This is a genomic window from Hymenobacter lapidiphilus (genome assembly GCF_003417065.2).
Taxonomy (GTDB): domain Bacteria; phylum Bacteroidota; class Bacteroidia; order Cytophagales; family Hymenobacteraceae; genus Hymenobacter.
This window is the reverse complement of sequence record NZ_QVLT01000026.1, coordinates 40,793-67,767: the sequence shown is the minus strand read 5'-3', so window position 1 is coordinate 67,767 and position 26,975 is coordinate 40,793. Positions and strand designations below refer to the sequence as shown.

Annotated in this window: 24 protein-coding genes and 1 pseudogene; 2 read left to right on the top strand and 23 right to left on the bottom strand. The window is 60.2% G+C overall.

The features are described 5' to 3' along the window. Nucleotides 1–460: 460 nt before the first annotated feature. The 8 genes from D0N36_RS19740 to D0N36_RS14465 form a co-directional block, all read right to left on the bottom strand. Complete coding sequence (locus D0N36_RS19740; protein ID WP_242478930.1) at nt 461–721, bottom strand: Fic family protein; 261 nt, start codon at nt 719–721, stop codon at nt 461–463. 9 nt (nt 722–730) lie between these two features. After that, the gene (locus D0N36_RS19735) at nt 731–1,126 is read right to left on the bottom strand and encodes a Fic family protein (protein ID WP_242478929.1); all 396 of its coding nucleotides are present in this window, start codon (nt 1,124–1,126) and stop codon (nt 731–733) included. A gap of 105 nt (nt 1,127–1,231) precedes the next feature. Continuing rightward, the gene (locus D0N36_RS19730; protein ID WP_262895325.1) at nt 1,232–1,576 is read right to left on the bottom strand and encodes a DUF4172 domain-containing protein; all 345 of its coding nucleotides are present in this window, start codon (nt 1,574–1,576) and stop codon (nt 1,232–1,234) included. Between the two features lie 302 nt (nt 1,577–1,878). Continuing rightward, nucleotides 1,879–2,646, bottom strand: a complete 768-nt coding sequence (locus D0N36_RS14485) for an NAD(P)/FAD-dependent oxidoreductase (protein ID WP_116942511.1) — start codon at nt 2,644–2,646, stop codon at nt 1,879–1,881. 21 nt (nt 2,647–2,667) lie between these two features. Continuing rightward, nucleotides 2,668–3,003, bottom strand: a complete 336-nt coding sequence (locus tag D0N36_RS14480) for an NAD(P)/FAD-dependent oxidoreductase (protein WP_116942510.1) — start codon at nt 3,001–3,003, stop codon at nt 2,668–2,670. 108 nt (nt 3,004–3,111) lie between these two features. Next, nucleotides 3,112–4,878, bottom strand: coding sequence for a TauD/TfdA family dioxygenase (locus D0N36_RS14475; protein ID WP_116942509.1), 1,767 nt, complete (start codon nt 4,876–4,878; stop codon nt 3,112–3,114). Between the two features lie 99 nt (nt 4,879–4,977). Further along, on the bottom strand, nt 4,978–6,591 hold the full coding sequence (locus tag D0N36_RS14470; RefSeq protein ID WP_262895326.1) for an L-tyrosine/L-tryptophan isonitrile synthase family protein: 1,614 nt from the start codon (nt 6,589–6,591) through the stop codon (nt 4,978–4,980). Nucleotides 6,592–6,668: 77 nt separating this feature from the next. Next, nucleotides 6,669–8,171 (bottom strand): TonB family protein, encoded by a 1,503-nt coding sequence (locus D0N36_RS14465; protein WP_116942507.1) that lies wholly within the window; start codon nt 8,169–8,171, stop codon nt 6,669–6,671. A gap of 197 nt (nt 8,172–8,368) precedes the next feature. On the opposite strand from D0N36_RS14465, the gene D0N36_RS14460 reads away from it, so the two are divergent. Further along, nucleotides 8,369–9,457, top strand: coding sequence for a hypothetical protein (locus tag D0N36_RS14460; protein ID WP_116942506.1), 1,089 nt, complete (start codon nt 8,369–8,371; stop codon nt 9,455–9,457). A 303-nt stretch (nt 9,458–9,760) separates the two neighbouring features. Beyond that, entirely contained in the window at nt 9,761–10,174 is a 414-nt protein-coding gene (locus D0N36_RS14455; protein ID WP_147320917.1) for a hypothetical protein, read from the top strand. A 380-nt stretch (nt 10,175–10,554) separates the two neighbouring features. On the opposite strand, the gene D0N36_RS14450 is transcribed toward D0N36_RS14455, so the two are convergent. From D0N36_RS14450 to D0N36_RS14390, 15 genes and pseudogenes are all read right to left on the bottom strand, one after another. Then, a complete protein-coding gene (locus tag D0N36_RS14450; RefSeq protein WP_242478932.1) occupies nt 10,555–11,571 on the bottom strand; it encodes an IS3 family transposase in 1,017 nt (338 codons plus the stop codon). Continuing rightward, nucleotides 11,505–11,723, bottom strand: a pseudogene (locus D0N36_RS19725) (transposase); the annotation flags it as partial. The gene D0N36_RS14450 and the pseudogene D0N36_RS19725, both read right to left, overlap by 67 nt. Nucleotides 11,724–11,802: 79 nt before the next feature. Further along, complete coding sequence (locus D0N36_RS14445) at nt 11,803–12,840, bottom strand: quinone-dependent dihydroorotate dehydrogenase (protein ID WP_116942514.1); 1,038 nt, start codon at nt 12,838–12,840, stop codon at nt 11,803–11,805. Nucleotides 12,841–12,977: 137 nt separating this feature from the next. Next, nucleotides 12,978–16,208: a carbamoyl-phosphate synthase (glutamine-hydrolyzing) large subunit gene (gene carB, locus D0N36_RS14440; protein WP_116942503.1), complete on the bottom strand. Its 3,231-nt coding sequence runs from the start codon at nt 16,206–16,208 to the stop codon at nt 12,978–12,980. A gap of 94 nt (nt 16,209–16,302) precedes the next feature. After that, complete coding sequence (locus D0N36_RS14435; RefSeq protein WP_147320916.1) at nt 16,303–16,608, bottom strand: hypothetical protein; 306 nt, start codon at nt 16,606–16,608, stop codon at nt 16,303–16,305. Between the two features lie 219 nt (nt 16,609–16,827). After that, a complete protein-coding gene (locus tag D0N36_RS19995) occupies nt 16,828–16,956 on the bottom strand; it encodes a hypothetical protein (protein ID WP_262895324.1) in 129 nt (42 codons plus the stop codon). Between the two features lie 79 nt (nt 16,957–17,035). Then, nucleotides 17,036–18,115: a glutamine-hydrolyzing carbamoyl-phosphate synthase small subunit gene (gene carA / locus D0N36_RS14430; RefSeq protein ID WP_116942513.1), complete on the bottom strand. Its 1,080-nt coding sequence runs from the start codon at nt 18,113–18,115 to the stop codon at nt 17,036–17,038. 141 nt (nt 18,116–18,256) lie between these two features. Beyond that, nucleotides 18,257–19,507, bottom strand: a complete 1,251-nt coding sequence (locus D0N36_RS14425; RefSeq protein WP_199798342.1) for a 5-(carboxyamino)imidazole ribonucleotide synthase — start codon at nt 19,505–19,507, stop codon at nt 18,257–18,259. Then, nucleotides 19,504–20,037 (bottom strand): 5-(carboxyamino)imidazole ribonucleotide mutase, encoded by a 534-nt coding sequence (purE, locus tag D0N36_RS14420; RefSeq protein WP_116942501.1) that lies wholly within the window; start codon nt 20,035–20,037, stop codon nt 19,504–19,506. Before purE ends, D0N36_RS14425 begins: the two co-directional genes overlap by 4 nt. 142 nt (nt 20,038–20,179) lie before the next feature. Beyond that, the gene (locus D0N36_RS14415; protein ID WP_116942500.1) at nt 20,180–21,460 is read right to left on the bottom strand and encodes a dihydroorotase; all 1,281 of its coding nucleotides are present in this window, start codon (nt 21,458–21,460) and stop codon (nt 20,180–20,182) included. 86 nt (nt 21,461–21,546) lie between these two features. Further along, the gene (locus D0N36_RS14410; RefSeq protein ID WP_116942499.1) at nt 21,547–22,527 is read right to left on the bottom strand and encodes an aspartate carbamoyltransferase catalytic subunit; all 981 of its coding nucleotides are present in this window, start codon (nt 22,525–22,527) and stop codon (nt 21,547–21,549) included. Between the two features lie 1,047 nt (nt 22,528–23,574). Continuing rightward, a complete protein-coding gene (locus tag D0N36_RS14405) occupies nt 23,575–24,933 on the bottom strand; it encodes an IS1182 family transposase (RefSeq protein WP_116942497.1) in 1,359 nt (452 codons plus the stop codon). A gap of 104 nt (nt 24,934–25,037) precedes the next feature. Beyond that, on the bottom strand, nt 25,038–25,994 hold the full coding sequence (locus D0N36_RS14400) for a HipA domain-containing protein (protein WP_116942496.1): 957 nt from the start codon (nt 25,992–25,994) through the stop codon (nt 25,038–25,040). Further along, nucleotides 25,991–26,323 carry a HipA N-terminal domain-containing protein gene (locus tag D0N36_RS14395; protein ID WP_116942495.1) on the bottom strand — a complete coding sequence of 111 codons (333 nt, stop codon included), beginning with the start codon at nt 26,321–26,323 and terminating at the stop codon, nt 25,991–25,993. The genes D0N36_RS14400 and D0N36_RS14395 overlap by 4 nt, the downstream gene beginning before the upstream one ends. Next, on the bottom strand, nt 26,320–26,544 hold the full coding sequence (locus tag D0N36_RS14390; RefSeq protein ID WP_116942494.1) for a helix-turn-helix transcriptional regulator: 225 nt from the start codon (nt 26,542–26,544) through the stop codon (nt 26,320–26,322). The genes D0N36_RS14395 and D0N36_RS14390 overlap by 4 nt, the downstream gene beginning before the upstream one ends. Between the last annotated feature and the right edge of the window lie 431 nt (nt 26,545–26,975).

Sequence of the window (26,975 nt, the reverse complement as noted above, 5' to 3'; positions counted from 1 at the left end):
ACTACGTTGGATAGCGGCCCGTATTGCCGAAGTTGTGCGGGCGCTGCCGTGGAGTATTTGTCCCATAAGTGCGTGCGAAATTCCAGCCCGGAAAATACACCATCTCTCCCTGGGACTATACACCTAGGGCACGGGCGCGCTAAGTGGCGCTGCGCCGCCTGCGGGCTGGCAGACCGAGCGCTTGCTGAAGCAGCCGCTGAGGCCATCCGCGTGGCCAGGCAGTGGCTGCTTTACTTTTGCGGCGGGAAGATGCAATCCCCCCGGAAAGGGTAGTTACGCCAACTGCTAAGCAGCCCGCAACGACTAACATGCGCAATGATGGGTCATCTTATTGGACCAGTCAACCACGCATGGACGATTCTTGTTGATTTTCCCTGCCTTGAGTCTGGTTCAGACTGGCAAGCAATCACCAAGCGCATGCGCGCTGTTTCAAACGAGTTGCGATAACCCACCTGCTCCCTTATCCTGACTCCGGCCACTGCAGGCGGTAGTTGGTACTGCGGCCGCCGGCACTATTCTGCACCAGAATGCCCTTGGCTACCAGATCGGCGATATCCCGGCCTGCTGTATCCTGAGAACACTTGGCCATACGCGCCCATTTCGAGGAAGTCAGCTTGCCTTCGAAACCGTCGAGCAGCCGGGTTAGTAGCCGCTGCTGGCGCTCACTGAGCACCGTCTGCTGCTGCAGTTCCCAGAAGCGGGCCTTTGATAATACCTGCACCAACGTCTGTTAAGCCGCCGTAAAAGTCCGTCCCAAGCAGGCCAGAAACCAGCTCATCCAAGCCGTTACATCCAAGGAGCCACGCTGGCTGGTTTCGAGCAAGTCGTAATACTGCTGGCGTTCGGCTTGAATCTGGGCCGACATGCTGTAGCACCGTTGCCCACTGCCATCGGCCCGGGTTAGTTGCAGGGCGGCAATGGCGCGGGCGATGCGGCCATTGCCGTCGCCGAAGGGGTGAATGGTTACGAACCAGAAGTGCGCCAGAGCGGCCTTTAGCACGGGGTCCATTTCCGTAGAACTGTTGAACCAAGTGAGAAACTGCTCCATCTGCTCGTCGAGTAGGTCAGCGGGGGGCGCCTGGTAATGCACTCGCTCCCGCCCCATGGAGCCAGAAACCACCTGCATCGGCCCTGTGCGCTAGGTTCCTACCTGCAATGGGTACAGGCCGCTGTAGCCGCTGGAAAACAATGCGTGGTGCCAGCTGAACAGGCGTTGCGCCGTCAGCGGTTCTTAGGTCCGCTGGGTTGCGTCGAGCATCATGTGCACCACTCCTTCCACCCGGCGGTCAGTGGCGGGTAGGCCCCCGGGCTCCAGGCCCAGGCGGTGGGCCAGCGAGGAGCGAACCGACGCCGGGGGCAGGATCTCGCCCTCAATCTCACTGGATTTGAGCACATCCAGCGTGAGCGTGCGCAGAGTAGCCTCGATACGCAGTTCGACGCCCAACGCTTCCACTCGTCCCAGAAGCCGGCCTTGCTCGTAGCGTACTTCACCCAATAGCTTTTCCAAGGCGGCCGGCTGCCAGCTAAACTTCGGCCAAGCCGGGAGTTGATGAATATATTGATTTATTCTCCGCATGATGTGCGGTAAATATGCGTATTATTCTCCGCATCAGTTGTTGCTACCTTCAACACCTAACCCCGCTCTCGTGGTATGATCATCTGAGGTGGTCTAGCTAAGTCGGACAAGGTTGGGACGTGGTTTGCAGATGGATTTCGAAGTAAGATGATCTAATAAATGTGGACAGAATAGGGTGGTTTAAGCGGCCGCGTCTTTGGGATAGGGTATGATAAGGGCCCGTTATCGTACCTAAATCTCGGTGAGTGAGCTAGTAGACTGGCTTCGACTATTGAATCTGTAGGAGCATACTTGAGCGCCTGCTAATAGCTTTTGCCATGCGTGAGCTTCAGCACCTGCGTCGTGAGTCCCGGCAGGCCTTTGAGGGCCTGAATTGCCAGGGTGGTAAGGGCCGGGCGCCCGAAGAACTGGTGGATGAGGTGGCCGGCCCTGATGCGCAGGCTCAGTAAGCTTCGCCAGGCCCGGGTGTACTGCTGCTCCAGCTCGGCGCGAGAAAGGCGGCCATCCAGAAAATCGAGCAGCAGCCCGTGCAGCAGGAAGCTGGCACTCATGCCCATACTCATGCCGTTGCCGGCCAGCGGGGCGATGGTGCCGGCCGCATCGCCGAGCATCAGCACGTGGGCATCGACGGTGGAACGCTCCCGGAACGTAATCTGGGAGATGACAATTGGGGCGGTGCCAGCGTGCTGGGCTTGCTGCAGGTAGGGGCGCAGCAGCGGATTTTGCATGAGCACCCCGCGCTCCATTTCGGCCACGCTGTTGCCGTAGGCGCGCAGGTTGCGCACGTCGCTGATGTAGCTGCAGTTGGTCAGGCCCCCGGGCACCGGTGAGAGTCCGCAATAGCCATCGCTGAAATTGTGCATCTCTACCAGATCATTCGGAAAATCGTCCATCCGCAGGTGGTACTTGACGGCCACAAACTGGCGGCCCTGCCGACTGGGCTCCAGAAACGGCCGGCTGAGCTTGCTGTCCAGGTTGGCATGTTTGCCCCAAGCTCCGCAGGCCGTGCGCGCCCGGTACGTATCACCGCCTGCGGTGGTGAGCGTGAACTGCTCGTCGGCAAAAACCACGTCCGTTACCTTGGTGCCTTCTTAGATGGTGGCCCCGTGCTCGGCCGCCAGGCAGGCCAGCAGCTGGTCGAGCACGTAGCGGGTGATACCCACCCCCCCGATATCGAGCGGATGGTGCAGCGCCACGCCCGTGGGGGAGGAGACGGTAAAGCGCGTCATGACCGGCAGATCCATCTGGTCCAGCGGCACGCCGATGCGGCACAGAAACGCGTAGTTCTCCATGGAGATGTACTCGCCGCACACGCGGTGAAACGGGTAGGTCTCCTTCTCAAACAGCACCACGCGCCGCCCCGCCCGCGCCAGCTGCACGGCCAGCGTCAGGCCGGCCACGCCCCCCCCCGATAATGGCGCAGTCATAGACTTCGGCGGCCGTTTCCGAGGCCGTGCTGGTTGGCGTGGTGGGGGGAGCTGGCATAGCGCAGAGCAATAGGATGACAGAGGAAAGGAGCTGGACAAACGGGCCAATCAGGCTAGAGCCGGCTTAGGGCGCAGCACGCGGGCGGCAAACAGCACGCCGGCTGCCAGCAGGCTGGTGTAGGCCGTGGCCTTGAGCCACTGCGGTACCAGCATGCCGTTTTCCTTGAGCACGGCCGTGGCGGCGACTTCGTCGAGGTCTGCAATTTTCCGGTTCACGGTTTCGTAGCCCCGGGCTACGTACGCCACGGCTCCGGCCAGCGGCAGCAACGCCCCATAGGCTGCTTTGGGCAGCTTTTCGGCGCGGAATAAATACGCAAAGCTGCCCAGCACCAGCAGGCCCGCCCCACTCGTCAGGGCCTGGGCTACCCGCATACTGCGGTGCAGACCCAGCGCCACAATGGCCGTGTGCAGGCCGGCGGCGCGGTCTTCGGTGTAATCTTCGGCGTTGTTGAGCATCAGCACGCCGACCTGCAGCAGGCCGTAAGCGGCGGCCAGCGTGAGCACGGCCGGCTTGGGAAAGCGCGTGACCAAGCTGCCGGTGTAGGCCATCGGGCCAAAGAAAATGACGGCCCACAGCGCGCCCAGCTGCCACAGCCCGCGCGACTTGAAGTGGATGGGCCGCCACGAATACTGGAAGCCCAAGGCCCAGCCGATAAGCGTGAGCGGCACGAACTGCCAGCGCCCGGTGTGCTGGGTCAGCCAAATACTGATGAGCACCGTTCCCGCCACGGAGGTCCGCATCTGCCAGCGCACGCCGGGGCCGCCCAACTCGAAGATGGCGTTGGACAGGTGGCTTTTGTAGACGGCATCCACCCGGCGGTCGGCGTAGGCATTCACCATGTCGCCGAAGTTGAAGAGCAGGTAAATGCCGGCCAAGCCCACGTAGAGAACCGGCGTTTTCAGAAAGCGGAAGTTCTCGGCACTGAGGAAGATGGGGATGAGGAAAATCGGAATCTCGGCAATCAGGAACTCCGTGCGCCGCAGGGTTTTGCTGTTCTTAAGAAACTGGGCCAGCCCACCGTGGGCCGGGCGGGCCAGCAGGTTGATGCGCTGGATGTGGCGCTCGTTGGGGTTGAGAAACGCGTCGCGGCCGTGCAGCAGCACATGGTTATCGGCCAGTACAATATCGTTGTCCTGCCAGGTATGGATGTAAAACACCTCCGGCGCGTACAGCGCGGCCTGCAGCTCGGCAATCAACTCGGCCTGCTCGGCGGGGGTGGCATCGAGCACCTCCACGCTTACGGGGTTGAGGTCGCGCACGGGCTCGGCAAAACGCATGGTCGGCTCGCCCGTGACCGGGTGGTCCTGCAGCAGGCGCTGGGTGAGCGTGCCGCCGTAGTGCACGATTTTCTCGGTGCGGTAGCGCAGCGTGGCCGTTGACCAGCGGGCGCGCTGCGCGGCGCTGGCCCGGGCCAGCGCCCGGCCCGTATCGGCGAACGTGGTGCCGCCCCGGTCTTCGGCACGGGGCGCTTTCACGCACTGAAAGAAGATCAGATAGGGGATGCGGCCGACAAAGGCTCCATCCCAGTGCAGGGGTACGGCGCTGGGCGTATAGAGGTAATTCTTGGCATCGGCTTTCACCTTGAGTTCGTTGATGGCCCCGAACGGCCATTGCAGCGGCTCGCCCAGCTGCTGGGCGTAGAGGGCAAACTGCGTTTTGTCGAACAACTCAAACCCGCGAAAAATAAGGATGCGGTGTGCCTGCACCCACTCCGTTAGCTGCGCGGCGGAAATGCCGGCGATGGTCTGGCCGGCAGCAGCGGCGCGTACGAGCAGGCCGAAGGGCAACTGGGGTTCGAGGGAGTAGGCGGGCATAGAAAATAGCGAGATAAGGCAGGTATCCGGGTATCGGATGCGTCCGGTAAAGATGCGGTGCCGGGGCGAGTATTCCGGTGGCGTATTCTACCGCAATGGTTAAGAATTCGGGCCGGCCACATAGTGGCTGGGCTGCCCGTGCTTCTCCACCAAAACGGCGCCCGATTCCTCGGCCTGGTGCCGCTTAACCAGCACGTAGTCGTTGTCGCGCAGCAGCACTACGCCGTGCCAGGGCGTGAGCCAGTTGTCCACGGCCCGGGTGATACGCAGGCCGATTTTGTCGGAATGCGGATGCTGCGGATGGATGCTCAGGCGCACGGCGTGCGGAAACTCCTGGGCCAGCAGCCGCGTCCAAGCATTGCTGCGCCGAATGACCTCGTAAGCCACATGCTTGCTTTCCTCTTTCACCCGGCTCTTGCTTTTTTCGGGCGCCAGCGCCAGGCCATCTTCCGACACGAAACGGTGAATCCCGTTGAACATAGCGCGGTGGTGCGCCGTGTCTCGCACGCGGGCTTTGAGCTCCTCCAGCGGCTCGCCATACTGGTCCATAATCCAGGTGCGGGCCTCGTCGAACGAGTCAGTAACCAGCACGTCTTCCAGGTTGATAATGTCCAGCGCCGACGTGCCCAGCTGCTCAATCAGTTGCCTGAGCACTTCATTGTAGGCCGATACATCTGCATCACTTACCTGCACGAGGTCGGCGAATACGCGCCCATCCGCGCAGATGCTGATGCGCGCCCCGGGCGCGTATACCTGCCCGATAGCGTCGCAGAGGCTCTGCAAAAACGTGAGAGCTATTTCCTCGCCCAGGTCGGGCAGCTTGCCGAGCACTTTACGTGGATTGGGCGACTTGGCCGGGAAGGCGGGCAGAATCAGGTGGATGGGCAGGCCCTGGCGGATGTAGTAGTGCAGCTTGGGCAGGTGCAGGGCGATGCTTTGCTCATCGGCCTGCGTGGATTCGTCAGCAGGGTCGGTTGGCAGGACTTTGCGGTGCAATAAAAGGAGCTTGGCCACCCGCCGGGCCACGTCAAAGTCCACTGCCGGTGCTACCTGCAGGAATTGCCCAACGGCCGCGGCTACCTGCCCCAGCAACAAGGGCCCGAATAGGGTCGAGAGCTGGGGCGTGGATAAGGCCAGCCCGGCACTAAGCATTTCCAGCAGTCCGTCAGTAACGCGTCCCTCGGCCGAGCGGTCGAGCAGCCGCAGGCCCAGTACGCCCCAGTGCCCGGCATACAGGGTCTGGGCCAGGGAGGATATAAGCGATTCAGCGGGTGCGTCGGTAGCGCCTCGCACCACGATTTCAAACAGGGCCAGCCCGCGGAGCCGAATGCTTTCCGTCTCGGGGCTGAGCACCCCAATCGGGTCCTCGGCATCGAGCAAATGCGCTATTTGTGAGCGGAGCAAGCGGTGCTGGGGCACCACCAAGTCCATTTTCCAGCGCATCAGCGTCTGAAAGCGCAGGGCCACCGTCCCGGCGGGTAGGTCGCAGACGCGCCCCTCCAGCTCGTCATGTACGCGCTGGTAGAAACCGCTTACCAAGTCGTTTTTGGAGCCGAAATGCCGGTAGACTTCTGCCAGCGGCTGAGCGGCGGCGGCGGCAATGTCGGCCATGGATACCGCAGCAAACCCCTGCTCTTCCAGTAGGCGTAAACCGGTATCGAGCAAGCGCCGACGGCTTGAAGAAGCTGATAACGGGAAGGCCGGAACGGACATCATCTAATCAAGTAATAGGAAGTGATACCGTAAACCGGCCGGAAGCAATTGCCCCTAGTGCGGACCAGGAATGGAGCTTACTTGCCGCCTGCCGGTCGGGCAATGGGCGTAAAGGGGACGCTGACATTCAGTTTTATGGGCACTGCTCCCTGTTCACCCTGGCGGGCCGGAACAAAGGGACCCAGCGCTTTTAACGCGTCCAGAATTGCCTGGTCGCAGCTGCGGCAGACGGACTGGGTCAGCCGGGGCTCCCGTACAATCCCGTTGGCATCGACCAGGAATTCGAGCTGAGCCGTACCCGTAATCTGCTCGCGGCGGGCAGTTTCCGGGTAGTTGATGCGCTTCGTCAGCAAAGCCCCCAGCTCCTGGATGGGGGTGCCATCAAGCAGCGTCGCCGGTTGCTGCACGTAGGTAGCGATATTTTCAGGCGTGGTGAAGGGGCTGCCCGGGTCGGGAAGCGGCAGGGGTATTTCCAGGTGCTGGCGTGCGGCCACGGCGCGCCCGCCCTGGTCGCGGGCCGGCACCCAGGCGGGAAAGCTTTGCACTAGCCGCAACACTTCCGCATCGCAGCTCCCGCACATCTTTTTAGTTAGCGTGACGGCGCTCACTTTACCCGAAGCCAGCACCACCAGGTCAACGCCCACCCAACCCCGCAGCTTTTCCGTGCTGACCACCGCCGGCACTTTCAGGTTGCGCTGCAGATAGGCAAACAGTCCCGGCTCCGGGAAGCGCGCCCGCGTAGCTACCTCACGCGCTTCGAACACATGGTCGGGCCGGTAGACGTTTACCGCCACGGTGGACTTGACCGCTACGGTCCGGCCGTTCTGCTTGCCGGGCTCAAACCGCGGCAGCTTGCTTACGGCGGCCAGCACGGCGGCATCGGTCGCGGGGCTGAGCCCCTTCAGGATGCTGACATCCGTCACTTCGCCGGTGGCCGTGACCGTAAAGCTGGCAAACACCCGCCCTTCGGGGGTATCGGCGGGCAGGACCAGGTTTTTTTGCACGGCCGCCATGACGGCGTCGTTCCCCCTGGCACCGGGCAGCTGCGGCATCTGCTCCACGTAAGTGTATACTTTGTTTTGGGCTACTTCCGGCACCGGCTCGTTCGCGCTCTTTACCACCGTTGTGCTGGCGGGCGGGTTGTCGGCCCCCGTCGTGGCAGTCGAGGCCTGACCATTGAGGGCGAGTTTCAGCGGAATAGTAAAGCGAACGGTGACGGCCTGGCCGTTTTGCTTGCCGGGCACGAAACGGGGCAGGCGGCGCACCGCGTCCAGGGCGGCCGCGTCGATACCGGGCGAGAGGCCCTTCACCACCTTGGCCTCCTCTACCTGACCGGTTTGCGTGACGTTAAACTGTACATACACCTGGCCCGGCAGCTGCGCCGGCGACGCATCGGCCGGGTAGCGGAAGTTCTTCAGAATGGCGGCCTGCACGGCCCCAGTGCCCCCGGCGCCCGGTAGCTGCGGCATCTGTTCCACGTAGGTGTATACTTTCTTGCTATCCTGGGCAAGCAGGGGCTGCAGAGTGCTCGCCAACAGGCAGACGGCCAGTAGCAGGCGCGGTAAAGTGGAATGGGGCATGCTCAAAATTAACCCGATACGTGGGGTTTTTCCTACTGCTCCTGTCAAGGAAAAAAGCCGGTGGGCCTAGTGGTGGCCAATTCGACGAAGTGCCCGATCTTTAGGGCCTGACAATTCCCGTGTTCTATAAAAGACAGATGGCTACGCCCCCCCCAGACAAGCGCCCCCCCACGACATTAGCGCACCGCCATCGGCTGATGCTTGGCGCCGCGGCGCTGCTGGCGAGCAGCCCAACGGTGCAGGCGCAGGATTTCGTGCCTACTTCCTACGACGTGACCACCAGCCAGATCTATACCCGTCCGGTGGAGGAGCAGTACCGCCGGCACAAGGTTCGGACAGTGCTGGTGCAGCAGCAGCAAACCGATGAGCGGCGGCGAGACGTGATGCCCGGCTTTACAGTAGCTTCCTTTCAGGAGTGCGACGGCAAGGGCCGCGTTGTGCGCCAGTACTGGGCGCAGGCTGGCCGCCTGGGCCGCCGCATGGACTTAACGTATGCGGCCAATGATGAGCTGCGGCTCGTGGCATCCTTTAGTCGCCTCCCTGACCCGGCCGATACCACCCGTCTGGGGCAGGTATGGTTACCCGCTTCCTGCACCCACTACCCACTGATGCCGGGCACGGGGATTGCGGCGCTGTGGAATGAGCTGAATGGCGATTGGGAACCCTACGAACGCTCCCGCACGTGGAAGCAGCGCGATACCACCTACCTGGCCACCAGCAGCTACCTCACCGGGAAGCTTAAGCAGCTCAGCCGCACCTATTACGTGGGTCCCGGCGAAAAGCTATGGCGTCAGGATAAGCTCACCTTCAACGACTACGGCCTGCGCGAAGTAGCATACGAATATATAAAGCTTAACGGAAAGCAGGTGCTGGAAATGGGCCAACTCGACTTTCGTAAAGCATTTATCGACTACGTAGCGGCTCATCCGGAAGCCGGACCCCTGAAAACAGACGAGCCAACGCAGTGGCAGGACGATCTGGCCCGGCATACCAAGGGCCTGGCACTACCCCAGTTCACGCAAACCTACGACGCGAGCGGCGGGGTGAGTACCAGCAATGGCTACGGCCGGCGGAGCATCTTCAAGCGCAACGAGCGGGGCCAGCTGCTGGAAAGCCAGCACTACGTCTTCGACGAACTGATACGACTGACCAAGTATACCTATCTGCCTAATGGCCTGCTGGATCGACTCACCAGCTACGACAAGCAGGGGGAGAAAACCGGTACGGCCCAGTATCGCTACGGCTTCTATTATGCAGGCTCTTCTCTAGCTGGTCCTGGCTTATAGCGGCAGTAAGCAGCCTTAAACTGCTCGTATGCTGAGATTGAGTGATAGTACGGAAAGAAGCACTACCAGCAGCCACATGCCCTCAGATAGAGTACGATAACGGGCCCTTATCATACCCTATCCTGAAATGATGGTTACTTACATCACCGACTTCTAAGATATCCCACCCCCGCGTAAATTCGACCCGGTGGTCCTGCCGGGAAGCGCTGTTCCTGCTCTTTCGCGGCCCCTGCTTCAAGCTCCGGCTTTGGCTTATAAGCCAGGGGTGGTACCTTGTAGCGCATGAAGCCGGAGATGAAAGAGTTGTCCCTATCCCCTTTAGCCCACTACGCCATCACGTATGAGCCGTGTCCGCCCTTACTCCGGGGTTGCAACAGCCGCCGGCTTAGCGCGGAAGAAATTACGGAGACCTGCGAGCTGCTGCTGGCCACGGCCCGCCACTACGCCTGCCGGTATTGGCTCCTGGACGGCCGCTCGCACCAGCAAGCACAGCCCCAGGCCCTGCACGACTGGATGCGCGACGAGTACTTTCCCCGCATCTCACGGGAGCTGGGTTCGGGAGCTTGCCTTTGCTTCCTGGTCCCGGAGCCGGTGTGGGCCGGCTTGCCGGCGTTGGGCTACGGGCAGTTGCAGAACGGCTTTGTTCATGGCGTACGGATGGGGTGGTTCACCGACGAGGTAGCTGCCTTGGACTGGTTGGCGAAGCAACGGGCCTAGGGACCTCCACCGCCAAGTTCTTGCCCCCTTCCATTTGCAGGCGTAAGAAAACATGGTGTGAGGGCAGTGAGGAAAGCGATAAGCCAATTAGCCCTTGCTCGCCCTGCTGCCTTGTATATTACCCGACTGCCCCCACTTTTTAATGCGCTCCGATGGGGTATCGTACTGAACCAGGCTACCAGGCCCGGCCGGCATCCAGGCGCTCAAGCACATCCGTTATCCGGCTTATATACTCGGCCCCGGGCGGCAGTTGCGTGCTCAGATGCCGGGCCAGCGAACCACAGAACAGCAGCTGACAGCCGGAACACTGCGCCCGCAATTGCTGTCCGAATTCCCCTACGTGCTCCGGCTGGGGTGGTGCAGTGAAAACAGACAGTAAGCTAAGGTAGGTTGGTTTTGAATTCTTGTTCAAATTGATGGGGTGAGCGGTAGCCGAGGGCGGAGTGGCGGCGGTCGAGATTGAAGTAAGTATCGAGGTAATGAGCAACTTCCAGACGGGCCTCCTCCAAGCTGGAAAAAGCGGTTCCAGGAGGCAGCAATTCGGTTTTGAGCGTGCTCCAGCCGGCTTCGGCCTGCACGTTGTCGTAGGGATTACCCGGCCGGCTGAAGCTGGCCACCGCTTCGGCCCGCTCGATGCGGGCCCGGCAGGCGGCGCTGGTGTACTGACTGCCGTGGTCAGCATGGATGATAAGCCCTGGCGCGGGTTGACGCAGCGTCAGCGCTTGTTCAAGCGCGAAGAGCACGAGTTCGGTAGGCATCTGGGCCGCCAGGTGCCAGCCCACAACCCGGCGCGAACAGGTGTCACGCCAGGTAGCTAGATAGCACCAGTGTCCGCCCGCCAGCGGCAAATAGGTGATGTCGCCCACCCACACCTGATCGGGGGCGGTGGGGGCAGGCTGACCGAGCAGCAGGTTTTCGGTCACGACGGCGGCCGGGTCGGCCACGGTCGTGCGGGGGCGTTGCGGGCGGGTGCTCAGCGCCCGCAGCCCATTTCGGTGCAGCCACGAGCGCAGGGCATAGCGACCCACGGCATGGCCTTCAGCGCGTAATTCAGCCTGCAACCGCCGGGTGCCGTAGTGGCGAGCATGGCGCGTAAAGGCCTCCTGCGCTGCCAAATGCCAAACTGCAGCCAGTCGAGCCGGGCGTTTGTGCCATTGATAATAACCGGTTGCACTGACGGCCAACAGGCGGCAGAGCAACCGCACGGGCCAGGGCTCGGTGCAGGCTTGAATGAACTGGTAGCGGCTCATGACTGAGGCGGTTGCGCAAAGATGGTCACGACTTTTTTTAAAATATCGCGCTCTATTTCCACGCGCCGCAGCTCGGCGCGCAGCCGCTTGATTTCTCCCCGCTCGGCGCTGCTGGGCACGGCCTTTTCCAGTGCCTCGCGCTGCCAGCGGCCCAGCAGGGCCGGCGAAATGCCTTGGGCGCGGGCCACGTCGGATTGTCGGGCACCGGCCACCACTTGGCGCACGCACTCGACTTTGAACGCGGGCGTGTATTTCTTGCGCGTGGCGGGCAAAACGCCAGGATTTAGTTTCTCGGTCATGGGCAGGGAAGACTTCTCACTGTCCGTTTTAGCTGGACCACCTCACTCTAACGGGGGGGGGTTCTTACTCTTGCTTTAGTTACCCTATTGGCACCAGGCTCCGGTTTATCCGGCTCACCAGCGCCGGCCCTTCATAAATGAACCCGGTGTAAAGTTGAATGAGCGAAGCCCCCGCGTCAAGCTTTTCCCGTGCATCGGCCGCCGAGTGAATGCCACCGGCGCCGATAATAGGCAGCCGTCCGTCCGATTTTCGGTGCAGGTAGCGAATGACTTCGGTGGCCCGCGCCCGCAGCGGCTTGCCGCTCAGGCCACCCGCACCGAGGCTGGCTACGTAACCAGGCTCGGTGCTCAGGTTATCGCGACTGATAGTGGTATTCGTGGCGACGAGGCCGCTCAGGTTGGTTTCGCGGGCGATGAGCAGAATGTCGTCGAGCTGCGAATCCGTGAGGTCGGGCGCGATTTTGAGCAGCAGCGGACGCGGCACGGCGCGGGCCAGGTTCCGGGCCTGCACCTGCTGCAATAGCTCAATTAGGGGCTTTTTCTCCTGCAACTGGCGTAGGTTGGGCGTGTTGGGTGAGCTCACGTTCACCACAAAGTAATCGACCACCTCGGCCAGAGCCTCAAAGCCGGCCACGTAATCGGCGGCGGCGTGCTCGTTGGGCGTGTCCTTGTTCTTGCCAATGTTACCGCCGATGATAAGCTGCCGGTTACGCCGCCGGGCCAGCCGGGCCGCTACCACGGCTGCCCCGTCGTTGTTGAAGCCCATGCGGTTCACCAGCGCCTCGTCCTGCGGCAGTCGAAACAGGCGCGGCGCGGGGTTACCGGACTGCGGCCGGGGCGTCACGGTCCCAATCTCCACGAAGCCAAAGCCTAGCGTGGCCAGCTCATCGGTCAGGGCTGCGTTCTTATCAAACCCCGCCGCCAGGCCCACGGGGTTAGGGAATTTCAGCCCGAAAACCTCCCGCTCCAGGCTGGAATCCTGGAAATTATATAGCGTCCGCAACAGCGCTTTGGTACCCGGCATCCGCGCAGCACGGCGCAAATTATCGAAAACGAGATAATGGGCGCGCTCAGCGTCGAAGTTGAAAAGCAGGGGTTTGATGAGGAATTTATACACGGGCATTTGGGCCAAACGGTTGGTCGGGTTCAGCGAATAAGTTTTCGCGGTACAGGTTTTTAGAATTCCTGAACTTTAACAGGCTCTTAGTGGAAATCTTAGGTCGATGTACAGCCATACGGACTACCAAGTCCGCGCTACATGGCCTTATACTCGTTCCAGCTCTTAATCTTCAAATCCTTCATCTCCAGCCTGCAAAACGCCTTGATAAACGCCTTTGCCAGCCGCGCATTCGTCAGCAACGGTACGCCGGAATCCACGGCGGTGCGGCGGATTTTGTAGTCGTTATCCAGCTCGCCTTTTGAGAGGTTTTTGGGGATATTAATTACTAAGTCGATTTTCTTTTCCTTCAGATACGTCAGCACGTTGGGCTCTTGCATATCATCGGGCCAAAATAGCAACGAGCTGGGGATGCTGTTTTCGGCGAAGAAGCGGTGGGTGCCCTGGGTGGCGTAAAGCTGGTAGCCACGCTTCACCAGCAGCTCGGTGGCGGAGAGCAGCGCCACTTTCGACTGGATGGGGCCGCCGGAAATGAGCACCGTTTTCGCCGGGATTTTGTAGCCCACGCTCAGCATGGCTTTCAACAGCGCTTCCTCGGCGGTGTCGCCCAGGCAGCCCACTTCACCGGTGCTCACCATGTCCACGCGCAGCACCGGGTCGGCGCCGGGCAGGCGGGTGAAGGAGAACTGCGGGGCCTTCACGCCCACGAAGGGCAAGTCGTACACCCGCTCGCTCTCGTCGCGGGGCACTTGCTTGCCCAGCAGCACCTGGGTGGCTTTTTTGATGAGGTTGTTGCCCGATATTTTCGACACGAAGGGGTAGCTGCGCGAGGCCCGCAGGTTGCACTCAATCACGCTGATGGCCCCGTTTTTTTCCAGAAACTGGATGTTGAACGGGCCGCTGATTTCGTAGCGGCGGGCCACCTTCTCGGCAATGATTTTGAGCTTGCGGATGGTGCCCACGTACACCCGCTGGGGCGGGTAGTACATGGTGGCGTCGCCGGAATGCACGCCGGCAAACTCGACGTGCTCGGAAATGGCGTAGCTCACGATTTCGCCCCGGTCGGCCACCGCATCCAGCTCAATTTCCTTGGCTTCCTGCATGAATTCGGACACCACCACCGGGTATTCGGCGCTCACTTCCCGGGCCGCTTTCAGGAATTCTTCCAGCTCGAAGGCGTTGGAAACCACGTTCATGGCCGCGCCCGACAGCACGTAGCTCGGCCGGATGAGCACCGGGTAGCCCACTTCCCGCACGAACTCGTGCATGGCTTCCAGCGAGGTCAGCTCCTTCCAGCGCGGTTGGGCAATGCCCAGCTCGTCCATGATGCGCGAGAACTTGTGGCGGTTCTCGGCCTCGTCGATGTGCGCGGCCGTGGTGCCCAGGATGGGCGCGTGGGCTTCTTCGAGGCGCATGGCTAAGTTGTTGGGAATCTGGCCACCGGTGCTCAGAATCACGCCCCCTGGCTGCTCGAAATCCAGAATGTCCATCACCCGCTCGAAGCTCAGCTCCTCGAAGTAGAGCCGGTCGCTCACGTCGTAGTCGGTGGATACGGTTTCGGGGTTGTAGTTGATGAGGATGGTTTTGTAGCCATCCTCGGCGGCGGTTTGCACGGCTTGCACGCCGCACCAGTCGAACTCGACCGACGAGCCGATGCGGTACACGCCCGAGCCCAGCACCACGATGGACTTGGCGGTTTCGCGGTCCAGGTCGTTTTCGGTGCCGTGGTAGGTAGTGTAGAGGTAGTTGGTTTTGGCGGGGAATTCGGCGGCCAGCGTGTCAATCTGCTTTACCACGGGCAGCACGCCCAGGGCCTTGCGGCGGGCGCGCACGCGCAACTCATCGGCCTTCATGTCGCCCTCGCCCAGCAGTTGCACGGCAATCTGCTGGTCCGAGAAACCGGCTTGCTTCATCTTGCGCAACAACTTGGTTTCCAACGAATCGAGGCCGGTAGCGCGGTGGGTGGCCAGCCGCTGGCCCAGCTCGAAAATGGTGAACAGGCGCTGCAAAAACCAGTGGTCAATCTTGGTCAGTTGATGCACCTGCTCCAGCGTATAGCCGGCCTCGAAGGCACTGTTGATGGCGAAGATGCGCTCTTCATTAGGCTCGCTCAGGAGCTTATCAATCGTGTCGGGTTCAATGTTTTCGGGCCGGTTGGCCACGAAGCCGCGCTTGCCGGTATCGAGCATCCGCAGGCCCTTCTGAATGGCTTCCTCAAACGATTTTCCTATCGCCATCACCTCGCCCACGCTCTTCATGGCCGAGCCAATCTGGCGGTTCACGCCCGCGAATTTGCCCAGGTCCCAGCGCGGCAGCTTCACCACTACGTAGTCGAGGGCGGGCTCGAAAAAGGCCGTGGTGGTCTGCGTCACGCTGTTTTTCAGCTCGGCCAGCGAGTAGCCCAGGCTCAGCTTGGCGGCCACGAAGGCCAGCGGGTAGCCCGTCGCCTTCGAGGCTAGCGCCGACGAGCGCGAGAGGCGCGCATTCACCTCAATCACGCGGTAATCTTCGGAAAAGGGGTCGAGGGCGTACTGAATGTTGCACTCGCCCACGATACCCAAATGCCGGATGGTTTGGATGCCGATGGTGCGCAGCTTGTGGTACTCGCGGTTGCTCAGCGTTTGGGACGGGGCCACCACGATGCTCTCGCCGGTGTGAATGCCGATGGGGTCGAAGTTCTCCATGTTGCAGACCGTGATGCAGTTATCAAACTGGTCGCGCACCACTTCGTACTCCACTTCCTTCCAGCCCTTCAGCGATTCTTCCACCAGAATCTGGTCCGAAGTCGTAAAGGCTTGCTGCACCACGGCCCGCAGCTCGTCCGGGTTGTTGGCGAAGCCGCTGCCCAGCCCGCCCAGCGCAAACGCGGCCCGCACGATGATGGGGAAGCCGATGGTTTCGCCGGCGGCCAGGGCAGCTTCCATCGTGGTGCAGGCCACGCTGCGGGCACAGAGCACCCCAATCTGGTCGAGCTTGACCTTGAAAATCTCCCGGTCCTCGGTGTCGATGATGCTCTGCACGGGCGTACCCAGCACCCGCACGCCGTACTGCTCGAACACGCCGGCGCGGTACAGGGCCACGGCGCAGTTCAGGGCCGTTTGGCCGCCAAAGGCCACCAGAATGCCATCGGGCCGCTCTTTTTTGATGACTTCCTCCACGAAGTAGGGCGTCACGGGCAGGAAGTACACGTCGTCGGCCATGCCGTCGGAGGTCTGCACGGTGGCAATGTTGGGGTTGATGAGGATGGTGCGGATGCCTTCCTCTTTCAGCGCCTTGAGGGCCTGCGAGCCGGAATAATCGAACTCCCCGGCCTCGCCAATTTTCAGCGCGCCGGAACCGAGGATGAGTACTTTGTTGGGTTTGTTCATGTGCGTAACCTCACCCCCCGGCCCCCTCTCCTTTGGGAGAGGGGGAGCCAGACGATTTGTGGTTGATGTATGTTGTTTTGAAATTATCAAAGCATTATTTCGAGTGAAGCCGGAGCTTTTCGCGCGCAACATTGACTATTTGAATTGGATTTTCAAATACAGGATGTTTGTCCTTCCAAATAGTATCGACTTGACTAAAGTATTTGTCTAGCAAAGTGTAAGCAGCTTGTATTGTAAACAACTCATCTTGTTTCTGTAATTCGGGCTCTAAATGGCTTCGTTTACGTCGGAGTAGCTTAGGTATAACTTTGGTAACGACCTCTGAACCAAAAGGCCCCTGCATTTCTTCGATAACGGTCATGCAGGCGACCATTGATTCTCCGGGGTCTTTAGATTCCAAGAGAAATTTTACGAAAAAATTCAGGTGTGCAGTACAATCGTATTCCGAGCAACTCCAGAAATAAACTGAATTATAATTTTCGTTTTCGGGAGCCAAAGCCGCTTTCATAAGCGGCTTTAATACTTTCGAATCTTTAGCTGTTCCGAAAATATCAGCTATGAAATGTTTTGTTACGTGACTGGTTGCGATTTTTAATAAATTAGCCTGTACCCGAAATGTCTAATGCCACGGTTGCTGCAAAGTCACAAGAATTTGCTTTAGCTCTTCTTGAAGAACAACGTCGTTTTCTTGCTTCGCTTCTTTGAGCGAATCTTTAAGTTGCTGAAGCGTCGTTTTTTGGCGAGGCATATTTATTTGGGATTTACAACGAAGCGGGCAAGATGCTGTGCTCCGCTCTGCATGACGTTCTGGTTCCCTCGTTCTTTCTTTATCGCTGTGCCTTATACTCCGCCACCTCCTTCAGAAAATCATCAAACAGAAACTCCGTATCCTCCGGCCCGCCAGCGGCCTCGGGGTGAAACTGGGTGGAGAAGAACGGCTTGGACGTGTGCTTGATGCCTTCACAAGTCCCGTCGTTCAGGTTCTCAAACAGCATCTGCCACTCGGCGGGGAGCGTTTCGGTATCCACCGCGAAGCCGTGGTTCTGGCTGGTGATGTAGCAGCGCTGGGTGCCAGTGAGCTTCACGGGCTGGTTGTGGCTGCGGTGGCCGTATTTCAGCTTGAAGGTGTCGCCGCCCGCGGCCAGGCCCATGAGCTGACTGCCCAGGCAGATGCCGAAAATGGGCTTGTCCTGGGCCAGGGCCTTTTGCAGGTGCCGGATGGTGGCCTCGCACATTTTGGGGTCGCCGGGGCCGTTGCTCAGGAACAGGCCATCGTATGCCAGGGTCGTGAAATCGTAGTCCCAGGGTACGCGAATCAGCTCCACGTCGCGTTCCAGGAAGCAGCGGATGATGTTGGTTTTGGTGCCGCAGTCCACGAGCACGATTTTGTGCCGGCCGCCGCCGTAGTGCTGCACGCCGGGCTGGCTCACCTGCGCCACCAGGTTATCGAGGTTGGGGTCGTGGAAGGGCACGTCGGTTTCGGCCACGATTTTGCCCAGCATCGCGCCGTTCTCGCGCAGCTTCTTGGTGAGCATCCGGGTATCGACACCGGCGATACCGGGGATGTTGTACTCCTTCAGCCAGTCGCCGAGGCTTTTGGCGGCGTTCCAGTGGCTGTGCTCCTCGGAGTAGTAATTGACGACCAGCCCGGCAACGTGGATTTTGTCGGACTCGAAAATGGTCGAAATCGACTCGTAAAGCGCTTCGCCAGGCACGCCGTAGTTGCCCACCATGGGGGTGGTGAGCACCAGAATCTGGCCGGCGAAGGACGGGTCGGTGAGGTTTTCGGGGTAGCCCGTCATGGCCGTGCTGAACACGACTTCGCCGGCAGCGGAGGTGAAGGCCCCGAAGGATTCGCCGGAGATGGAGGTGCCGTCTTCGAAGATGAGTTTTACTGTTTGGGACATAGCGTGGCGGTTTACCTTACCCTCGCCCCCCCCCACTCCTTAACGAAGAAGGGCAGAGCATTTCGATGGGTAGGGTTTAGGTTTTAGCGGTTGGTTTTGACGATTGCTAGGACGCGCTTGGTTAAGCGCAGACAATGGCAGCTAGATATCATTCAGACCCGGCAAGCCGAGCAAACCAGCGGCGCGGCGCGCCGTGGTTTTTACACTGGCGACATCCGGGCCGGTGATGGTCAGGTGGCCCATCTTGCGGCCGGCACGCGCTTCTGCCTTGCCGTACAGATGCAGGTGTGTCCCCGGCAAACTCAGCACGGCGTGCCAGTCCGGCTCCCGCCGTTGCCCGTTGCCGTCAAACCACACCTCGCCCAGCAGATTAAGCATGATGGCCTGGGAATGCTGGCGCGGCGATGGCAAGGGCAGGCCCGCCATGGCATGAACCTGCAGGTCAAACTGCGACACGTCGCAGGCGTCCAGGGTGTAGTGGCCGCTGTTGTGCGGGCGCGGGGCCATCTCATTGACTACCAAGTTGCCGTGCTCGTTGTCGCCTTCCACTACAAAAAACTCAACGCACAGCACCCCCACATAGCCCAGATGCTGCGCCAGGGAAACGGCCGCGTTGCGGGCCCTGGTGGCCAGTGCTGGCGGCATATTGCCTTCGTAAGCGTGGGTCACGGCCAAAATGCCATCGACATGCACGTTGCGCTGGGCGGCAAAGCTGACAACTTGCCCGTCCCAGCCGCGTGCCACCAGCACCGAACACTCGGCCGTGAGCGGCAGCATCTTTTCCAGCACGCAGGCCACGCTGCCCAGCTCGGCCCAAGCGGCGGCCAGCTCAGCGGCAGTCTTCACCCGGACCTGACCCTTGCCGTCGTAGCCCATACGAGCGGTTTTGAGGATGCCGGGCAGCAAATCAGCCCGGTCGTTCCGCACGGCCTGGAGCTGGGCCGGCGTTTCAATCACCGCGTAGGGTGCGCAGGCCACCCCCGACAGGTCGGCGCCGGCCGTGAAGTGGGCTTTTTCCTCGATGCGGTCCTGGGCAATGCCGACCACGGCCGCGCCCGGGGCCACGGGGCGGGTTAGGGCCAGCGTTTGCAGGGCCTGGGCGGGCACGTTTTCAAACTCGGTGGTGATGGCCTGGCACAGGTGGGCCAGTTGCGCCAGCCCGGCTGGGTCGTTGTAGTCGGTCTGGATGTGGTGGTGGCTCACCAGCCCGGCCGGGCTTTGCGCGTCGGGCTCCAGCACGGCGGTGAAGTACCCCAGGCGCTGGGCGGCATGCACAAACATGCGGCCCAACTGGCCGCCGCCCAGCACCCCCAGGGTTGCTCGTTGGCCAGCGGCATCCACACTGCCCGGAAAAACCGGGGTCATGGCGAGGCTATGCGTCTCGTCGCTCATATGGGCAGCGTCATGGCGCGGGCGGCTTCGGTTTGTGCGGCGCGAAACGCGTGCAGACTGGTCGCCAGGTCCGGGTCGTGCAGGGCCAGCATGCTCACGGCGAACAGCGCGGCATTGGCTGCCCCGGCATCGCCAATGGCAAACGTAGCGACGGGCACGCCTTTGGGCATCTGCACGATGCTGTGCAACGAATCCACGCCCTGCAAATGCCGGCTGGCCACCGGCACCCCCAGCACGGGCACCGTGGTTTTGGCGGCCAGCATGCCCGGCAGGTGGGCGGCTCCCCCGGCCCCGGCGATGATGGCCTGCAAGCCGCGCGGACCAGCTTGTTCGGCGTAGGCGAACAAGTCGTCGGGCATGCGGTGGGCCGACACGACGCGCGCCTCGTGGGCCACGCCAAAGTGGGTGAGCATCTGCACGGCATGCTGCATGGTGTCCCAGTCGCTGCTGGAGCCCATAACTACGCCAATCAAGGGTTTGTCTGGGGTAGCGCTGGGGCTAGAGGATTCGGAGGAGGAAGAGGTATTCATTGATAAATATTTGGTCGTCATGCTGAGCTTGTCAAGCATCTCTACCGCTTCGTTGAATGGCTCAGTCGAAGCGGTAGAGATGCTTCGACAAGCGCAGCATAACCGTTCTTATTCAAAAACATTGATTTTCGCTGGGCTCTATCTATTCGCGTTCCAGCAGCACTTCCGTGCCTAAAATCACCAGGTCCACCCGACCTTTCAACGTCTGGTCGATAAATGGTGTGTTCTGGGATTTGGATTTCATGAAGTCCCGCGTGAAGGTCGTTTCCGCTTCGGTATCGAACAAAACGCAGTTGGCCGGCTGGCCGACTTCGATGGAGGCAGCCGGCAGGCCCATCAGGCGGCGGGGCTCCGCCGAATAGCGCTTCACCAACACGTCCCACCCAAATTTTCCGGGCTCTACAAAGTGGTGGTAGAGCGACACCAGGGCCGTATCCAGGCCGGTAATGCCATTGGGCGCGGTGATGAAATCCTGGGCTTTTTCGAACGGCGTGTGCGGCGCGTGGTCGGTGGAGATGATGTCGAATACGCCCTCAATGAGCCCTTCGAGCAGCGCATCACAATCGGCCTGAGTGCGCAGCGGCGGGTTCATCTTGTAGTTCGTGTCGTAGTCGCCGATGTGCTCGTCGATGAACATCAGGTGGTGCGGGGTGACTTCCGCCGTCACCTTCACATCGCCGCGGGATTTCCACCAGCGGATGGTCTCCATGCCCAGTTTGCTCGAAACGTGCTGGATATGCACGTGCGCGCCCGCCGCATGGGCCAGGCGGATGTCGCGGTCGATGATGATTTCCTCCGCGCACGCCGGCGAACCCTTAATGCCGAGCCTGTAGCTCATCACCCCTTCATTCACGGCACGCGGCCCGGCCAGTTCCGGCACCTCGCAGTGGCTGGCGAAAAACATCCCAAATTCGGTGGCATACTGCATGGCCCGCAGCAGCACGGCCGGGTCGGCCGTGGTATCGCCGTCGTCGGTGAGCATTTTCACCCCGAGCTCGCGCATGCCCTCAATTTCCGCCAGCTCCTTGCCCTCCCGGTTCTTGGTAACGCAGCCGGAGGTATACACCGGAATGCGCGACCGGTCGCGGGCATTGTCGAGCACAGTGGCCACCGCCGTGGCCGAGTCGAGGGCCGGGCGGGTATTGGGCATCATCACCACCCCAGTTACGCCGCCATTGATGGCCGCTTCGCTGCCGGTAGTGATGGTTTCCTTGTTCTCAAACCCTGGGGCGCGAAAATGCACGTGGGCATCAAACATGCCGGGCATCAGCACCCGGCCTCGCGCGTCGATGACTTGGCCACCCTCGGGAATGGCCAAGTTGCTGCCGATGTCCTGAATTTTTCCTTCGACAATCAGGACATCACTTTCGAGCAGTACGGGTGAGTTTTCGGAGGCGATGCGGGCGTTTTGAAGCAGCAGCATGAATAGGGTATGATATGGTTATGTAGGAAGTAGCCGAAAATCAAGGGGCGGTTATGCTGCGCCTTCGCTCGGCATGACCGTTTTAATCAGGGCGTGAGCACCGTCGAGTCGGCTCGCTGCCGCGCTACATACGATACCTGCTTGGGGAATTCCCCGCCCGGCTTGAGCCAGTCGAGTACGGCCATGCGGACAGATATGCCGTTTTCGACCTGGTTGGTAATAAGGCTGCGCTCGTAGTCCATCACGGCGTCGCACAGCTCCACCCCCCGGTTCACGGGTCCGGGGTGCATGATGTAGAGGCCCAGGTCGCTGATTTCTGCCAGCCGGGCAGTGGTGATGCCGTACACCCGGTGGTATTCGCGGAGGCTGGGGAAAAACTGCACGTCCTGGCGCTCCATCTGCACGCGCAGCAGGTACACCACATCGGGCGCCCAGGCCATAGCCGCCTCATAGTCGGTGAAGCGGTGGATGGAGGCCGGCACGTACTTGGGCACCAGCGAGCCCGGTCCCAGGTACGCAACCTCGATGCCCAGCTTTTGCAACAGGGTGCTGGTGGAGCGCGCGACGCGGGAGTGGAGAATATCGCCGATTATGAGGACCTTTTTGCCTCGGGGGTCCGGGAATTTTTCCTTGATGGTAAAGGCGTCCAGCAGGGCCTGGGTGGGGTGCTCGTGCGCTCCGTCGCCGGCATTAATAACCGAGGCCGTGGTTTGGCGGGCAATCATGCCGGGCAGGCCGGGGTGGCTGTGGCGAACGACGATGTAGTCGGTGCGCATGGCCTGGAGCGTCTCAATCGTTTCGCGCACCGACTCGCCCTTGGAGATGGAGGAGTGGGCCACATCGAAATTCGTTACCTCCGCCGAGAGGCGTTTGGCCGCCACCTCGAAAGAAGAGTGAGTCCGAGTGCTAGCCTCATAAAAGAGCATGAGTACGGACTTGCCTTCCAGGGCGGGAATTCGCTTCACCGAATGGGTAAAGAGCTTTTTAAAGGACTTGGATTGGTCGAGCAGGAACTCGATTTCCTCCGGATGCAGGGATGCGATGTCGAGTAGGTCTTTGCGTGCCATACCGGAGTTGCGGAAATTTAAGTACGTAATCAGTAGTTACGAGCCAGAGGGGTTCACCCTATATGGTTTAACAAGTCATTCAACTTGTTTATAACCAATCACTTGAACAGGAACCCAAGGCAGTGACTACCGGTGTGAGCCAGGGTGATGGGGGCCGCAGCCACGGCGGCGGAGCGGCAACCCCCGAACTCATTGGACATAAAAAAACCGTTTCGGAATCCGAAACGGTAGCGGGGCAATACCCGGAAAAAACAACAGAAATACCAGTGGTAAAATCGGGAAAACCGACGGGACCGCAGACCTTCCGGTCCACTCGCGGTTCCCAGTCGAACTGGGTTCCACGCTTCATCAACAGGTTTTTTGGTTGAAGCATGCTGCAAAGCTACAGTATTGTTACGCCCGACAATTCATCAACAAAGTTAATTTTTTCGGACTACTTTTCTCATCTCTGTATTTTTCAAGCTAACGGGCTAATCGACGCATCTTTTGTTCTTCTTTTCTCTACCAAAAAAATTATGGCTCGCGCAACCAGTTGCTTGGCAAGCACATACATCTTAACTTTAGCTCTTTATTCTGCTGCTTAAGCTGGTGGACCACCATTCTGTGGTGACAAGCAGCCCATGAACCACTCGGTATTTCATGGGCTGATTCATCTCCGGCCGGTACAAAGTAGTATCAGGGTGGTCTGGTTAGGTCGAACCCGGACAGGTGAGGTGGGCTAGCGAAGCCGGACAGGATTGGGACGTGGTTTACAGATGGATTTCGAGGTAAGCTGGTCTAATAAATGTGGGCGGAATAGGGTGGTTTAGATGAGGTGTGGCCCCTTTTACATACTGTAAAAGGTCATTCGGCATGAGGTGGTCTAGGCGAGCCGGACAGAAGAAGGACGTATATTTCTTCTGTTATAGCAACCAAATCCAGTGGGGCGTCGCCCGACAAACGACGTAAATACGACGAGGCATTTAAGGTGGAGGCGCTGCGCCTAGCCAGTGAGAGCCGCAGCACGCAGGCGGCGGCCCGGCAGTTGGGCGTCAGCCCCAAGCTGCTCTACCGCTGGCAGCAGGCGCAGGCAATGGCCGCTAACAGCATCGTCTTCTGGGCCCCGGCTTTACCGCGCGTGCTCACGCGTCGCAGACCATACTGATGAATCAGGTTGCCAAACACGGGTTCGACCGTACTTTGGCGCTTGCGCCGCATCGTCTGCCCTTGCGGACTCTGTTGCCGCGCCCAGGCCCGTCGGTAAGCCGGATCATACGCCGTACGCGTGAGCTGCTTGCGCTTAGCCGTGGGCACACAGGTTGGTTTAAGAGCACAGTGCTGGCAGTCCTGATAGGCTGCCCAATAAAGCTTGAGCCAGTTACCATCGGCGCTGGTGTCAAACTTGCGAAACGGTAGCGGCTTGTCGGCTAAGCAGGTGTAGGTGTCCGTCACCGAATCATGGGTAAAGCCCTCGATCGTTACTTTGTACTTGCCGAATACCGGCATCCAGGACCTGATACCCCGCTCCTCCAGAAAGGCATAATTGAATCCATTGGCGTAGCCGGCATCGGCCAGTAGCTCGTGCCAGTACAGTCCCTGTGCCTGCAAGCGGGGCTGTAAACTGCCGACGATGCGGGGCAGGTGCACGCTGTCCCGACTGTCAGCGAAGTCGGCCTGCACGTGACTGATAACGCCGTGACCCGTATCGACCGCCAGGCTACAGAGGTAATTTAAGGCGCGGGCCTTGCCGGGTTTAACCGACACGCGGGCGTCTGGATCGGTTGTGCTGTAGTGCGTTTTATTGCTCAGTAAACGGGCTTTGCTGTGGGTCGCCCCCAACGCGCCCGGTGCTTTTTGGCGCTTCGCTTGGCGGGTGGCCTCCTGCAGTAGCTGGTGCGCCGGGGCGGTGAGCACCCCCGTGGACAGTGGGGTATCGGCGGTAGCGGCTTGCTTGGGCTGCATGCTTTCCAGCGCGGCATTCGCCTTTACAGGAGCCGAATCGATGGCTTGGATATTACCGGCGACAAATCCCTGCGCTACACATTGGGCAAAGACATGATCGAACAGGTGCTCGAAGACCGATGCGGGGAAGAGTTGACGTGTGCGGCTCACTGTGGAATGCCAGGGCAGTTCTTCGTCCAGCTCGTAGCCAAGAAAGTAGAGGATATCCAGCCGCAGAGCGCAGTGCTCGACGAGGCGCCGGTCGCTGACCAGATTCTCCAGTCGGCCCACGAGCACCAACGTAAAGAACACGACCGGGTCGAGCGACGGGTGGCCGGTATGACTATAAAGCGCGCGCGTTTGCTCGTAGAGAAACGTCCAGTCTACCAGCTCAGCGAGCCGGCGGTAGAGGTTATGGGGCGGGATCCGCTCGGAGAGCCGAAAGCGGGTCACTTCTTTGTCGAGGTACTGCTTCTTGCCTTGCATGCTTCTGCTACGAAACGTGCCCGAATCCGGTCATGGGTTCTGCAACAGCCACGAGCGTTTTCTGAACAAACAGCTTGTCATCTAAGGGTGCAACCGTTCAGCTTTTATACCAGTTGCCATTGCGCGAAACGCTGGTCGAGCAGCGTATGAAATTGCTCCCGTAGCTGTTCGGGCATAAAGCTGCTAGCAATGAACGCGTGCCAGGCCGGCTTGGCCTCTGCAAAGTGCGTGAACATGCGCGTTACCACTTTCTCGTCGATGCCCGCACGCTGGGTGGCCTGTCGAAAGTCGGCCTGCCGCAACCGCTTCTTTTTGCCGTTGAGCGTCAGGGCCAACTCCTCGGTATCCGCCGGGTTGACCAGCACGGTGGCCACCAGATCGTAGGCCGGGGCCAGGCCATAGCCCAGGCCGGGCGTGTGCAACAGCGAGAAGTTCTTTAAGTGCATATCGGCGTTGCCGGTCAGGAAACAGAAAAGCACCAGCTCATAGAAGTCAACCACGTCCAGGCCCGGATTGGCCGAGTATTTCAGCAAGGCTTTGGCCACCTGTTCGTGGGAGCCATCGTACTTGTTCTCGGTCAGCCGCTCGGTGAGCTGGCACATATCTTCCATGGCCAGCTTCCGCCCTTTCTGCCGGTCAATGCGCCGCGTGACGTAGGCCAGCGCGTCGCCTTCGAGGCGCAACAACCCATGGGGTACCGTCGCCAGGCCGGTGAGCCGGGCCAGGTGCATCGTCAGGTCTTCCACTTCCGGTAAGTGGGGGTAGTGGTTGGTCGGCGGCTTGAGAATGTACTCGCCTCCCAGCGCCCCAACGATGGTAAAGCGGCTGGGCTGGCCGGTGCTGGTAGCGGCGGGTGCCACACTTAGCGAGAGTTTGGGTTGTACGCCGGTAACCGTGATGTGCTGTCGTACCACCTCTTCGGCTAGTGAGAGCAGCTCGGCCTCGCTGTAAGGAAATGCGGGCGCAACCGTCCGGCCGAATAGCTTTCGGCTACAGGCCGGATGATAAGCGGACCCATCGCCAGCCGGCAGCAACTGGTAGCAGTACAGGCAGCGGCTCATCGCTCATCATTTGTTTCGAGTGGGTAGATACTAACATTGCCAATGCAGTCGCGGCAACAGGCCAGCAGCAGGCCCATCCGGTCGCGGGTCTGCAGTTTCCAGTTACGCTCAGCCACTTCCAGCAGCCAGCCCTCGGGAATTAGCCCGTCGAAAAAGGGGAACAGCACCCGTTCCACATACGGTGCCGGGCGCAAGGGCAGCGTCAGACTTACGGGCTCCATCAGGGGGGAGAGCAGGTAGACGGGCGAGTAGGTAAAGGTGTAGCCCTGCTCGTCCTGGGTAAGATGCCCCGCCAAGTGCTCCCGCACATATACTTCGGCCTTTCTCATAGCTGTTGCACAAGCAGGGTGCGGTCGAGGGGGGCGGGGGCCATTTCGTGGCCGAAAAGACGTAGTACTTGGTTGACTTTGTCTAGCCGGAGCGTAGGTTTACCCTGCTCCAATTCGCGCACAAAGCGCAGCCCGACGCCGGCTTTAGCCGCCATCTCGGGCTGGGACAAGTGCAACAGCTTACGCCGCTGCTTGACAAATGAGGCAAGGGAAGATAACATAATAGCACCCGATCGGGTGTACAAGTGGGCAGAGTAGTATATTTCATCCCCGATCGGGTACGAATATAGCCAGATATTTGTCAGCCGTACCTGAACGGGTATATGCTATGCGCCTAAATTAGAATCAGTCACCCTCCAATAGGTAGCCACCTATGCAGTTTAAGTAGCTACTCCCGTGCCTCCACCCACTTAAGCAAGCGTTGAACGGTCATCGTAATGCCCTCTATTGCTGGTGCGTGGGTCTGGTACGTTGAACACATGGGCAAGCTGCTGGCGCATGCGTCCCGGCCCTTGCGCCAAAGTAGGGCCTCTGGTGGTTGTGGGCGGTGGTCTGCTACCCTTCTCTTCACTACTGCTTTAGAGATGAGGCGGGCGAGTACGCGCAACTGGCAACCACGTGCTTCGAAGCTTTAGCGGGAAACAATGAGAGA